General features: G+C 44.9%; 14 protein-coding genes and 1 other annotated feature. All 14 genes read left to right on the top strand.

From position 1 onward, the window contains the following. Positions 1–6: 6 nt before the first annotated feature. The 14 genes from mraY to ileS all read left to right on the top strand — a co-directional run bounded on the left by mraY (position 7) and on the right by ileS (position 13,652). Positions 7–975 (top strand): phospho-N-acetylmuramoyl-pentapeptide-transferase, encoded by a 969-nt coding sequence (mraY, locus tag Q0785_RS04880; protein ID WP_298826350.1) that lies wholly within the window; start codon positions 7–9, stop codon positions 973–975. Continuing rightward, positions 976–2,340 (top strand): UDP-N-acetylmuramoyl-L-alanine--D-glutamate ligase, encoded by a 1,365-nt coding sequence (gene murD, locus Q0785_RS04875; RefSeq protein WP_223633451.1) that lies wholly within the window; start codon positions 976–978, stop codon positions 2,338–2,340. A gap of 19 nt (positions 2,341–2,359) precedes the next feature. Next, positions 2,360–3,145, top strand: coding sequence for an FtsQ-type POTRA domain-containing protein (locus Q0785_RS04870; RefSeq protein WP_298826347.1), 786 nt, complete (start codon positions 2,360–2,362; stop codon positions 3,143–3,145). Further along, a complete protein-coding gene (locus Q0785_RS04865) occupies positions 3,123–3,848 on the top strand; it encodes a DUF881 domain-containing protein (protein WP_223633447.1) in 726 nt (241 codons plus the stop codon). Before Q0785_RS04870 ends, Q0785_RS04865 begins: the two co-directional genes overlap by 23 nt. Positions 3,849–3,864: 16 nt before the next feature. Beyond that, positions 3,865–4,581 (top strand): DUF881 domain-containing protein, encoded by a 717-nt coding sequence (locus tag Q0785_RS04860; protein WP_223633445.1) that lies wholly within the window; start codon positions 3,865–3,867, stop codon positions 4,579–4,581. Between the two features lie 2 nt (positions 4,582–4,583). After that, complete coding sequence (locus Q0785_RS04855) at positions 4,584–4,946, top strand: small basic family protein (protein WP_146556527.1); 363 nt, start codon at positions 4,584–4,586, stop codon at positions 4,944–4,946. A 102-nt stretch (positions 4,947–5,048) separates the two neighbouring features. After that, a complete protein-coding gene (gene ftsA, locus Q0785_RS04850; protein WP_223633443.1) occupies positions 5,049–6,332 on the top strand; it encodes a cell division protein FtsA in 1,284 nt (427 codons plus the stop codon). Positions 6,333–6,391: 59 nt separating this feature from the next. Next, on the top strand, positions 6,392–7,585 hold the full coding sequence (ftsZ, locus tag Q0785_RS04845) for a cell division protein FtsZ (RefSeq protein ID WP_223633441.1): 1,194 nt from the start codon (positions 6,392–6,394) through the stop codon (positions 7,583–7,585). Between the two features lie 110 nt (positions 7,586–7,695). Beyond that, a complete protein-coding gene (locus Q0785_RS04840; RefSeq protein WP_223634869.1) occupies positions 7,696–8,367 on the top strand; it encodes a YggS family pyridoxal phosphate-dependent enzyme in 672 nt (223 codons plus the stop codon). After that, the gene (locus Q0785_RS04835; RefSeq protein ID WP_223633439.1) at positions 8,364–8,843 is read left to right on the top strand and encodes a cell division protein SepF; all 480 of its coding nucleotides are present in this window, start codon (positions 8,364–8,366) and stop codon (positions 8,841–8,843) included. Before Q0785_RS04840 ends, Q0785_RS04835 begins: the two co-directional genes overlap by 4 nt. A 20-nt stretch (positions 8,844–8,863) precedes the next feature. Then, the gene (locus Q0785_RS04830; RefSeq protein ID WP_142826624.1) at positions 8,864–9,127 is read left to right on the top strand and encodes a YggT family protein; all 264 of its coding nucleotides are present in this window, start codon (positions 8,864–8,866) and stop codon (positions 9,125–9,127) included. Between the two features lie 66 nt (positions 9,128–9,193). Next, a complete protein-coding gene (locus Q0785_RS04825; RefSeq protein ID WP_298826321.1) occupies positions 9,194–9,979 on the top strand; it encodes an RNA-binding protein in 786 nt (261 codons plus the stop codon). Between the two features lie 94 nt (positions 9,980–10,073). Then, positions 10,074–10,595, top strand: coding sequence for a DivIVA domain-containing protein (locus Q0785_RS04820; protein ID WP_223633435.1), 522 nt, complete (start codon positions 10,074–10,076; stop codon positions 10,593–10,595). A gap of 37 nt (positions 10,596–10,632) precedes the next feature. Then, positions 10,633–10,847: a binding site (T-box leader), on the top strand. A gap of 42 nt (positions 10,848–10,889) precedes the next feature. Next, positions 10,890–13,652: an isoleucine--tRNA ligase gene (gene ileS / locus Q0785_RS04815; RefSeq protein ID WP_298826312.1), complete on the top strand. Its 2,763-nt coding sequence runs from the start codon at positions 10,890–10,892 to the stop codon at positions 13,650–13,652. Positions 13,653–13,673 lie beyond the last annotated feature (21 nt).

Here is a 13,673-nt window from a genome sequence, read left to right as displayed (position 1 = left end):
CTCTAAATGAACGTATATATAGTAATGGGTCTTGGAATTGCTTTGCTCTTAACAGTTGGATTGATGCCGATTTTTATTCCGTTGTTGAAACGGATGAAATTCGGCCAAAGCATCCGCGAAGAAGGGCCTGAATCACATATGAAGAAAACGGGCACTCCCACTATGGGCGGGTTGGTTTTCTTAATCTCCATCATCATCACAGTCCTGCTAGTTGCCTGGGTTGCTGGTCTATTGACCGCTAAAGTACTTATTCTATTGCTGGTGCTTTTCGGATATGGAATGATCGGCTTTTTGGATGACTTCATCAAAGTTGTATTAAAGCGGAATCTGGGATTGACTTCTTTACAGAAGTTGATCGCGCAGATCGTCATAGCGGTCATATCTTTCTTTGTTTTAAGCGGCATCGATTTTGAAACGGGACTCAGCATCCCTTTTACAGCTATTACAATTGAGTTATCATGGCTGTATGTGTTCTTTATTGTCTTTTGGCTGGTTGGATTTTCTAATGCAGTCAATTTAACGGATGGCCTCGACGGCCTGGTTGCCGGTACTGCTTCTATTGCGTTTGCTGCATTTGGAGTATTGGCGATCCATCAGGATGAAATCGGTATTGCGATTTTCACTTTTTCCGTAACAGGCGGTTTGCTTGGGTTTTTGATCTTCAATAAATACCCTGCAAAAGTCTTTATGGGCGATACAGGTTCACTGGCTCTAGGTGGCGCACTCGCAATGGTTTCCATCTTGTTGAAACAGGAATTGCTGCTGTTGCTGATTGGACTTGTTTTCGTCATTGAAACAGCGTCAGTCATTTTGCAGGTTGGCAGTTTTAAATTGCGGCAAAAACGAATTTTTAAAATGAGCCCAATTCACCATCATTTCGAATTGAGCGGCTGGTCAGAGTGGAAAGTAGTCATTGTATTCTGGACAGTCGGTCTAATCAGTGCGGCAATCGCAGTCTTTTTGGAGGTAATGTAAATGAAAGAGGTGCCACAATTATATCAAAAGAAAATCCTGGTTCTCGGATTGGCAAAAAGCGGTTTTACAGCCGCCCGCATTCTTCATAAGCTTGGTGCATTTGTAACTGTCAATGATTCCAAGCCATTTGAAGCGAATCCGGAAGCACAGGAATTATTAAATATGGGCGTTACCGTCATTTGCGGTAGACATCCCGAAGATTTACTTGAGGAAGGTTTTGAGCTGGTTGTCAAAAACCCAGGAATTCCCTATACTAATATATTGATTGAATCAGCTATCGAAAAAAATATTCCGGTATGGACTGAAATTGAATTGGCTTATTTAATCAGTGAAGCTCCATTTATCGGCATCACCGGTTCTAACGGCAAAACAACAACGACCACTCTACTGTTCCATATGCTCAATCAGGATAATAAGAATCCGCTGATTGCCGGAAACATCGGAACTGTAGCGAGCGGTGTGGCAGAAAAAGCGAAAGCGAAAAATGTCATCGTCACTGAACTGTCTTCGTTCCAGCTGAAGGGCACTGTCGCTTTCCGGCCAGAAATCGCGATCATCACGAACTTATACGAAGCGCATTTGGATTACCATGGAACGATCGAGGATTACCGTGCTTCCAAAATGAAGCTTACAGAAAATCAAACAGCTCAGGATTATTTCATCTACAATGCTGATCAGCCATTATTGGTTGAACATGCGAAAAGCTGCAAAGCGCAGCTGGTGCCTTTCACATTGAAAGGTCGTACCGCCACCAGCATCAGTGCAGATGCTGAATTTGTATACTGGCAAGGCGAAAAATTGATTGAACGTTCAAGAATCATGTTGGGCGGCCAGCACAATCTGGAGAATATTCTAGCCGCAACGGCAGCGACTTTGCTTTGTGGGGGAACCAAAGAAACCATTATCCGTGTGCTGACTTCATTTACAGGCGTGAAGCACCGTTCCCAATTTATAGTGGAATGGCAAGGACGTAAATTCTACAACGACTCGAAAGCCACCAACGCACTGGCAACGAAAAGTGCGTTGGAAGCTTTTCCCGAAAAAATCATCTTATTGGCAGGCGGATTAGAACGTAATCATTCTCTGGAAGAAATCCGGCCATTTATGGACCGCGTCAAAGTCCTGGTCACGTTTGGTGAAACTGCACAACGCTTTAAAGCATTTGCAGAGGACTGTGGTGTATCGGTAATTATTCAGGCGGGCAAGATGGACGATGCAGTGGAGAAAGCGATCAAGCAGTCCGAGAACGGAGATACGATCCTATTATCCCCTGCCTGCGCAAGCTGGGACCAATACGATAGTTTCGAAATTCGGGGAGATGCTTTCATATCCGCAGTCCAGCAGATGACGGAAGCGAATGAATAAAAGATAAGGGGCAGCAATTATGGACAAAGTGATTGACATCGAAGAACGCATCCCGACGCTCCGCGAGCGCCGGAAAAAAAGAACCAATCGCAAGTTCGTGACGCTGCTGTTCATTTTTCTCACTTTGCTTGCCGTACTTTTATACAGCCAGTCGAAGTACAGTGAAATCCAGACCATCACTATCGACGGCGCTGTTCTTTTCGACCAGGAAAGCTACCAGGCAGCGAGTGGATTGAACATCGGGGATTCGATGTGGTCCTTTGATGCGGGAACTGTTGCGCAGCAATTGGAAAAGCTGGAATGGATAGAAGAAGCATCAGTCAATAAAAATTGGTTGACCGGTGTTGAAATCAATTTGAAGGAATACGTTCAGATGGGCTATCTGGACCGCGGCAACAGCTACCAGATTGTCCTGTCGAATAACCTGGCTCTGGATCAGCCCGTCGCTGATGTGGACGGTCCGATTTACATGAATTTTGAAGATGAAGAGAAGCGGAAGAAACTGATTGAACAATTAATTGGAATTAATCCTGAAGTTCTTCAGTTGGTTTCTCAGGTTATTTTGGATCCTGACCAGGAAGACGCGGATTATGTGACTCTATACATGAATGATGGAAATGAAGTGCATGGAATTTTAAGTACGTTAGCGGAAAAAATGAATTATTACCCGTCCGTCATCGCCCAATTGGAAGATGGCCAGCAAGGGGTAATTGATATGGAAGTGGGAATCTTCTTCCGCTCTTATGCGGATGTTTATGGCTTTGCGAAGGAAGGTGCCGAAGATGAAGACCCCGAAGAAGAATAATCGTAAGAGTTTCAGTAAATCGATTGTCTTCTCTCTGGTATTTCTGGTGCTGGGATTTATCATGGCTTATTCCTATAGTTTATCGAATGCGACGAAAGAGACAGAGGGATTTACCGGCGGCGCATTTTTCGAACAGGAAGACCGCTATCGGAAAGAATTGATCGACCAGCAGGAAGGCAATAAAGGTCTGCGAAATGAGTTGCAGGAGAAGCAGGGCGAGGTTCAGGAATACGAAAAATCATTTGCTGACGGAGAAAACCGCTACACTGAATATGCGGCGGAAGCTGAAGAACTGCGAAGATACCTCGGGCTGGTTCCTGTAGAAGGGAGCGGCCTGAAAGTTACTTTGCAGGACGGCGATTACAATCCGAACTCGGTCAACCCGAATGATTATATTGTTCATGAAAGCCATGTTTTCCAAGTGATCAACGAATTATATATTTCAGGCGCCCAGGCCATTTCAATCAACGGCCAGCGGATCCATGGAAATTCATATATTGTCTGTACAGGACCGGTCATAACGGTAGATGGCGTCCAATATCCGGCTCCTTTTGTCATTGAAGCTATCGGCGAGCCTGAGGTATTGACCTCTTCAATTGAGTTGACCGGTGGGATTATGGATCAATTATTGAATGATAATATCATCGTCACTTTAGATGAGGGGCAAATCATTGAAATGCCTGCTTTGCTGACAGAATCATGAGTGAGGGGGGGATTGCATGAAGAAAAGGATTCTTACCCGATTTACAGTGATTATGTTTGTCATAGGCTTGATGACGGCTATTCAATATAACACGATCAATGAACCCGATATCCGGGATACACGGGATGTTTGGGAGATTAGGCAGGAACTGGCGAGGGAAAAGCAGCTTCATTCTCAATTGTTGTCGGAAATCGAGTCACTTGACGATACATTGAACAAATACAAAGCAACTGCAGATGCCAGCCCCGAACAAGCCTTGCGCGAAACCGCCGGCGAGCTGAGAAGTGCAGCAGGTTTGACGGAGACGGCGGGGCCTGGAATTGAAGTTTTTGTCGAACCTTCGATGGAAGCGGTTGCGATGGGACTTGAGATTGAAGGGATTTCACCGGATCTGCTTATTCGTTTGGTCAACGAAATCAATCGTTATAATGGCTTGTATGTTTCCATTGACGGTAAACGAATCATCAATACAACCGCGATACGGGATATCAATGGCCAAACGACCGTCAATACAAAACCGGTGGATACACCACCATTTTCCATAAAAATCATCTCTGAGTCGATGGAAGACTCAGAAAAGCTGTATAATCATTTATTAGCGTCCCGTATTCTGGATGACTTTTACATCGATAACTTGACGTTGACGGTTTCAGAGCCAAAAGATGATCTGATCATCGAAGCATACGACGGCACGATAGACACCAATTATTTACAGGCATCAGAGGGGGAATAGCGATGTGGCTGTCCATTTTAGGTTTAATACTCGGAATATCGCTAGGGCTTCTCACAGATATTCAAATTCCGCCGGAATATGCCAATTACCTGTCGATAGCCGTATTGGCATCACTCGATACCCTTTTCGGAGGGATTCGGGCTCATTTGCAGCAAGTCTATGACGATAAAGTATTTGTCTCCGGCTTTTTCTTCAACATCGCGTTGGCGGCCGGCCTTGCTTTTCTTGGTGTCCATTTAGGAGTAGATTTATACTTGGCTGCAATTTTCGCATTCGGTGTACGGCTATTCCAGAACATTGCCGTCATTCGACGCATCATTTTGGCGAAATGGGCTGAAAAGAAAGAAGTTAGAGAGACTATTTGAACAATTGAAGGAAATTTTTCTAAGTTTTGCGATTTTCTTAGACAAGGTGCATGATATACAATAGAATATAAGTACAGCAGTTTAATAAGGAGGTGCCACGAATTGAGTCAATCAGAATTATACGTTAGTCTAGATATCGGTTCGTCATCCGTTAAAGTTTTAATCGGGGAAATGGCCAACAAGTCGCTGAATGTAATCGGCGTCGGAAATGTAAAATCTAATGGGATTAAAAAAGGTGCGATTGTTGACATAGATGCAACGGTGCAGTCCATTAAAAAAGCAGTCGATCAAGCAGAGCGCATGATCGGTAAATCCATCCATGAAGTTGTGCTTGGAATTCCAGCGAACAAAGCAGTGCTGCAGCCTGTTAAAGGAATCGTAGCAGTGAACAGTGAAAACCGTGAAATTACCGATGACGATTTGGATCGTGTATTGGAAGCGGCTCAAGTCATGTCGATTCCACCGGAACGGGAATTGGTCAATATCATTCCTGAACAGTACGTGGTCGATCATTTAGGCGAAATCAAAGATCCACGGGGCATGATTGGTATCCGTCTCGAAATGGATGGTACAATGGTGACAACTTCAAAAACAATTCTGCATAACGTACTCCGCTGTGTGGAGAGAGCAGGGCTTGAAATACGTGATATTTACGTCCAGCCACTTGCTGCAGGAAGTTACGCATTAACTGAAGACGAGAAAAATCATGGCACGGCGTGTATCGATATCGGTGGAGGTTCTACTTCTATTGCCATCTTCCAAGACGGCCACTTGACCGCTTCTTCCGTAATTCCGGTTGGAGGCGACCACGTTACAAAAGATTTGTCCATCATTTTAAAGACACCGACAGATCAAGCTGAAAAAATCAAACTTGAACATGGCCATGCATTTTTTGAGGATGCTTCAGAAGATGAAGTCTTTGAAGTTCCTGTCATTGGTTCGGATTCAACAGAACAATATAACCAAAAATACATATCTGAAATAATCGGAGTTCGCCTGGAAGAACTCTTCGAACTGATTTTAGATGAGTTTTACCGTTTAGGTGTCCAAGACCTTCCAGGAGGAGTCGTTTTAACCGGTGGTATGGCTAAATTGGATGGACTTCCTGAACTTGCACGGAATATCCTGCAGACGCGTGTTCGTCTATTCACACCAGAATTTATCGGCGTCCGGGAACCTCAGTACACGACGGCAGTTGGCCTGATTCAATATGCATACATGGAAGATGTCTTCTATGGCCGTGTTGGAAATGGTGCAGCTGTATCAGGAAATGCGAAAATTGAGCATCAGGAAATACAGCAACCTAAGAAGCAAAAGCAGCCAAAACAAAATTCTGAAGGTGTCGTAACTAAAGCCAAGAAGATGTTTGATCGATTCTTTGAATAAAATCAACATTGTATCTAGCTTGCAACTATAAAAGCTGAGCAATTTTAGGAGGAAAAAGAATGTTGGAATTTGATACAAATATTGACGCACTGGCCGTAATTAAAGTTATCGGTGTAGGCGGCGGCGGAAATAATGCTGTTAACCGCATGATCGAACATGGAGTCCAAGGGGTAGAATTTATTGCAGTAAATACGGATGCACAGGCTTTGAACCTGTCCAAAGCAGAAGTGCGCCTTCAAATCGGTGGGAAATTGACACGTGGACTTGGTGCCGGTGCTAACCCTGACGTAGGGAAAAAAGCAGCTGAAGAAAGCAAAGAACAAATCGAGGAAGCTCTTCGTGGAGCGGATATGGTTTTCGTTACAGCAGGAATGGGCGGCGGTACAGGAACTGGTGCAGCACCGGTTATTGCTGGAATCGCTAAAGAGCTTGGTGCTTTGACTGTAGGCGTGGTTACGCGTCCATTTACATTTGAAGGCCGCAAACGTTCAACTCAGGCAATCGGCGGTATTTCTACGATGAAAGAATCAGTGGATACATTGATTGTCATTCCGAATGACCGTTTGCTTGAAATCGTCGACAAAAATACACCGATGCTTGAAGCATTCCGTGAAGCGGATAATGTTCTTCGCCAAGGTGTTTCCGGTATTTCCGATTTGATCGCCGTTCCTGGATTGATCAATCTGGATTTTGCCGATGTAAAAACAATCATGTCGAATAAAGGTTCTGCATTAATGGGAATCGGAGTTTCTTCAGGAGAAAATCGCGCTTCAGAAGCTGCTAAAAAAGCTGTATCAAGCCCATTGCTTGAAGTTTCAGTTGATGGAGCAAAAGGTGTCCTGATGAATATTACAGGTGGTTCAAACCTAAGCCTTTATGAAGTTCAGGAAGCAGCTGATATCGTAGCTTCAGCTTCAGATGAAGAAGTGAATATGATTTTCGGTTCAGTCATCAATGATAACCTCAAAGATGAAATCATCGTTACGGTAATTGCTACTGGCTTCAATGAGGAGCAGCTTCAGCCAAGAACGCCTAGAGGATCTGGATTGAATTCAAGCCGTGTGCAGTCGATTCAACAACAGGCTCCAGCGCCTTCAATCCGTGATGCACGCCGTGAAGACCAACGCCGCGACGAGCAGCGCCGTGAAGAACAGCCGCCTTACTACAACCAGGAACCACAAAGACAAGAAAAAAATAACGACGATGCATTGGACATCCCGACGTTTTTACGTAATCGTCAAAAGAGACGTTAATCCGAACAGCTGCCGGTTGGGCAGCTGTTTTTTTTAGGATAGGGCTTAATTGATAAATCAGCCAAAACTTGATACAATATATTGGACTTCTATAGAAAAGTTGTGAATGCATGAAACCCATTAAACCGGTATTTGAAGAGATCACCGAGCAGTTGAATGCTGTGAAGGATAACATACAAGTGATTGCTGTCACCAAACAAGTTGGTGTAGAACGTACGAAAGAAGCGATCCAAGCTGGAATCCGCCACTTGGGGGAGAACCGTCCGGAAGGATTGGCGCAGAAACTTGAAGCGATTGACGAAGATGTGTCCTGGCATTATATTGGTAATCTGCAAACCAGAAAAGTAAAAGACGTCATCAATGAAATTGATTATTTACATTCCTTGGACCGTTTAAGTCTGGCGAAGGAAATTCAGAAACGGGCAAACCGGCAAGTGAACTGTTTTGTGCAGGTGAATGTTTCCGGCGAAGAGTCTAAAAGCGGGATTGCACCTGATGAAACAATGGAGTTCATCAAATCGCTGGAAGCTTATGATAAAATCCAGGTAGTCGGATTGATGACGATGGCACCGAATACAGAAGATGAACGCATTATTCGTGAAGCGTTCAAAGGATTAAAATTACTCCAACTCCAAGTATCAGAGAAACACTGGACCCATGCACCATGTACAGAATGCTCCATGGGCATGTCCAATGATTACTTAATCGCTGCTCAGGAAGGGGCAAGTTTTGTCCGGATTGGAACAGCGTTAGTCGGGTCGGAAAGCGAGGCAAAGCCATGAGCATGAAAAACAAATTCAAAAATTTCTTTTATTTAGATGAATACGAAGAAGAACGCGTACAGGAGCAGCCTGTACCACAACAAAAACCAGCACCGCGGTATGAAAAGCCGGCTGCAATGCAAGAGCCGAAAAAAACACCGAAAGAACGGCGCCAGAAAGTGGAGGAGACCATTGTGCCTAATTTAGTCAGTTTGCAAAGTGCGGCAAAATCTTCAAAAGTCAGCTTGGCAGAGCCTAGAGTCTACGCGGAAGCGCAGGATATCGCAGAAAGTCTGAAAAGCAAACAGGCTGTAGTTGTTAACCTACAGCGCATCGAAAAAGATCAGGGACTTCGGATCATCGACTTTTTAAGTGGAACAGTTTACGCCCTTGGCGGAGATATTCAACGTATTGGAACTGACATCTTCCTATGCGTACCAGACACTGTTGAAGTGGATGGCGCCATTTCAGATTATTACTACGATGATCAACAATAAGAGGGGTGCCATAAAATAATATGATAGTTCTTGTGAATCTATTACTTTCGGCCATTAATATTTATTTTTATATCTTGATAGTCAGTGTCTTCATGAGCTGGGTGCCGAGTATCAAAGAATCGAGCTTCGGACAAATGATCTCCAAAATTACAGATCCGTATCTGGATATCTTCAGACGTTTTATTCCGCCGATCGGCATGATTGATATTTCACCGATTGTTGCAATCTTCACATTAAGCTTAGCAAGCCAAGGTATCGTTGTATTGGCTGGTTATCTCATTTAACTCAAAACCTCACGTGATGTGAGGTTTTTTTCTTGAAGAACTGATCACACATGAAGGAGCATTTGTATGGAAGAGATATTTCAGCATTTCAGAAAAGAAGAGCAGCAATTTATCGAACAAGTATCAGGGTGGCTTCGGGAAGTGGAAGACCGCTATTCACCGAAGCTGACGGATTTCCTCGATCCGCGCCAGCGTTTTATTGTGGAAGCAGTGGTGGGCTCTAGTGAAGTGAAGATGATGTCTTCAGGACTATTCAAAGATGCGGAAAGACAGCGGGTATTATTGTATCCGTCTTACTTTGAACCGGAAGAGGAAGATTTCAACATGACCGTTTTCGAATTGAAATACCCATCAAAGTTTGTCAATCTGCGCCATCCGGACATCCTGGGCTCTTTGATGTCCCTTGGACTGGACCGCAGCAAGTTCGGGGACATCCGCATCGATAATGAGCGGGTCCAACTGGCTGTAATGAATGAAATCAGCCCTTATCTGCAAAGTAATTTTGTCAGCGCTGCAAAAGTGAAAGTTCAATTGAATGAAGTGGCGGATGCGGAACAATTGATCGAGACAAGCGAGGAATGGACAGAAGAGTCGTACACGGTCAGCTCGATGAGACTGGATACGGTGATGAGTTCGGTTTATAATATTTCCCGCCAAAAAGCATCCGCATTGATTCATGGAGGCAAAGTGAAAGTTAACTGGACCCTTCAGGAGCAGCCATCGTTTGAGTTGCACGAATCGGATATGATTTCTTCACGGGGTTATGGCCGTGTGAGGTTGATCATGATTGAAGGACGGACCAAAAAGGACAAAGTTCGCCTGCAGATAGGCCGCCTGGAAGCGAAAAAGTAGGCGGCTTGTAAAAAATACGAAATAATACTGAAATTTAGAGCCATGAACTGTATAATAGGAAGATAAGATGACAAGTTAAGGAGAGGTTTACTCAATGCCATTATCCCCGTTAGATATACATAACAAAGAATTCAGCCGAGCATTCCGAGGATATCAGGAAGATGAAGTAAATGAATTCCTGGAACAGATCATGAGAGATTATGAAATCCTACTGAAAGACAAGGCAGCGCTTGAAGAACGCCTAAAAACAACTGATGAGCGTGTTGGCCATTTCAATACAATTGAATCGACCTTGCAGAAATCGATTTTTGTGGCTCAGGAAGCTTCAGAAGAAGTTCGCCGCAACTCACAGAAAGAGGCGGAGTTGATCATCAAGGAAGCTGAGAAAAATGCTGATCGCATCGTCAATGAATCATTGACGAAAGCGCGCCGCATCGCAACAGAAATCGAAGAGTTGAAGAAGCAGTCACGCATCTTTAAAAACCGCTTTAAAATGCTTGTCGAAGCCCAGTTGGATTTAATTGAAACAGATGATTGGGAAACGCTTTTGGAGTACGATATCGATACACAGAATCTAGAGAAGATCGAGAAGGACAAAGAAGAGTCGAACTCTTGACTCTGAGACTTTCTGCTTCTATAATTACGACATACAAAAAAACGCGCTGACAGAGACAGTATGCTATGCAGGACGGTAAAGCGAACCAGGGACAGTGCAAGCCTGGCACGGACGCATAGACGAAAATCACTCTTGAGCAGAATTGGTGAACGACAGTATCCAATTCCGTCTACGCCACGTTACGGTGATCGAGTGGCAGCTATCTAGCTGCAACAAGGGTGGTACCGCGAGTCTAAGCTTCTCGTCCCTTTCCAGGGATGGGGGCTTTTTATTATGCCTACAGGAGGAATGGAAATGGAATACAAAGATACATTATTGATGCCGAAAACAGATTTTCCGATGCGCGGCAATTTGCCGAACCGGGAACCGGAAATGCAACAGAAATGGGAAGAGATGGATATCTATAAGAAAGTGCTGGACCGCACAGCAGGCCGTCCTTTCTTCGTTCTTCATGATGGACCTCCGTATGCGAACGGTGATCTGCATATGGGACATGCACTGAACAAAGTACTAAAAGATATGATCGTCCGTTCCCGCTCCATGATGGGCTTCCACGCGCCATACGTTCCAGGCTGGGATACACACGGATTGCCGATCGAACAAGCTTTGACGAATAAAGGCGTAAACCGTAAAGAAATGTCACTGGCGGAATTCCGAAAATTATGTGAAGAGTACGCGTATCAGCAGATTGACAGCCAGCGTTCTCAGTTCAAACGCATCGGTGTCCGCGGCGATTGGGAAAATCCTTACGTGACATTGAAGCCGGCATATGAAGCACGCCAAATTGAAGTATTCGGCAAAATGGCCAATAAAGGCTATATCTACAAAGGCTTGAAGCCGGTTTACTGGTCCCCATCAAGTGAATCATCACTTGCAGAAGCTGAAATTGAATATCATGATAAAAAATCTCCTTCCATCTATGTGTCTTTCCCTGTCAGTGACGGTAAAGGCGTTTTGGCTGAAGGAACGAAATTGGTGATCTGGACAACTACACCTTGGACCATCCCAGCAAACCTGGGAATTTCCTTGCATGCCAAATTGGATTATGCGGAAGTTTCTGTTAACGGCTCGCTGTATATCATTGCACAGGAGCTGTTGAAAGAAGTTGCCGAGCAATTGGGCTGGACAGATTTCGAAGTCGTACGCGTATTAAAAGGTGCTGAAATGGAACATATCCAAGCGAAGCATCCGTTATATGATCGGATGTCTCTGGTCATGCTCGGCGACCATGTAACGACTGATTCCGGTACTGGCTGTGTCCATACGGCACCTGGCCATGGTGAAGATGACTTCCTGATCGGCAAGAAATACGGATTGGATGTTCTTTGTCCGGTGGATGAGCGCGGAGTCATGACAGACGAAGCACCTGGGTTCGAAGGCGAGTTCTATGACAAAGCCAATAAATCCATCACAGAAGCGTTGGACAATGCCGGCGCTCTTGAAAACCTTTCGTTTATCACGCACTCGTACCCGCATGACTGGCGGACGAAAAAACCGGTCATCTACCGTGCGACGGCTCAATGGTTTGTATCGATCGATGCTTTCCGCGACCAGATCCTGAAAGCCATCAAAGAAACTTCGTTTACACCGGCATGGGGCGAAACTCGCCTGTTCAATATGCTGCGTGATCGGGGAGATTGGAATATCTCACGCCAGCGCGTATGGGGCGTTCCGATTCCGGTATTCTACGCTGAAAATGGCGATCCGGTCATTACAGAAGAAACGATTGCGCATATTGCAGACTTGTTCCGTGAAAATGGTTCGAATATCTGGTTTGAACGTCCGGCAGCAGAGTTATTGCCTCCAGGATTCACTCATCCGAGCAGCCCGAATGGCTTGTTCACAAAAGAGATGGATATCATGGATGTTTGGTTCGATTCAGGATCATCCCACCAAGGTGTACTGGTTGAGCGTGAAGATCTGCAGTACCCGGCAGACCTTTACCTGGAAGGATCTGACCAATACCGCGGCTGGTTCAACTCTTCGTTGACGACAAGTGTCGCAATCAATGGCATCGCGCCTTACAAAGGAATCCTGAGCCACGGCTTTACGCTCGACGGCAATGGACGAAAAATGAGTAAATCATTAGGCAATGTGATTGTGCCTTCGAAAGTGATGAACCAAATGGGAGCGGATATTCTGCGCCTATGGGTTTCTTCAGTGGATTACACAGCGGATGTGCGCGTTTCTGACGAGAACTTCAAGCAGGTTTCAGAAGTTTACCGTAAAATCCGCAACACACTGAAATTTATTCACGGAAACCTTGCTGATTTCAATGAACAAGAGCATCGCGTCGCGTTTGAAGATATGCGCGAAATGGACCAGTACATGGCGATGAAATTGCAGAAGATGGTGGAAACAGTACGCAAAGCGTATGAAACCTACGAATTCTCTACAATCTATCATGCCTTGAACAATTACTGTGCCAATGATTTAAGCTCTTTCTATCTGGACGTGGCGAAAGATGTCGTTTATATCGAAAGTGCGGATCATCCGCATCGCCGTGCCATGCAGACAGTCATGTTCGATTCGTTGATGGCGATCCTTAAGCTGTCGGCACCGATCATCCCGCATACGGCTGATGAACTGTGGTCATACTTGAGCTTTGTCGAAGAAGAAAGTGTTCAGTTGACTGACTTCCCAGAAGCGGTTTCGAACCCGGCCTTTGAAGGCCTTGATGAGAAATGGAGCCGTTTCATGGAGGTCCGTGACGATGTCCTGAAGGCATTGGAAGAAGCGCGTGCAGCTAAAACCATCGGGAAATCACTGGAAGCTAAAGTGACTGTATACGGCAATGAAGAGCTGGCGACACTGCTTGCTTCAACTGACGAGAACCTGGCTCAATTGTTTATCGTATCGAAATACGAATACGGTGGCACACAGGACCAGGCTCCTGACTATGCTGTGAAGCTGAACGAAGTTTCAGTGACAGTCGAAAAAGCTGAAGGCGAAAAATGTGAGCGCTGCTGGACGATTTCGGAAGAAATCGGCCAAAGTGAAGCACATCCGGCATTATGCCCTCGCTGTGCAAGCGTGGTAGAAACACAATACGCTTAACTTAAAACTGAAAATGTCAAA

Source organism: uncultured Planococcus sp. (assembly GCF_947501725.1).
GTDB lineage: Bacteria > Bacillota > Bacilli > Bacillales_A > Planococcaceae > Planococcus > Planococcus donghaensis_C.
Note: the sequence above shows the minus strand (reverse complement) of the source record. Positions and strands in the feature narration are given on the sequence as shown.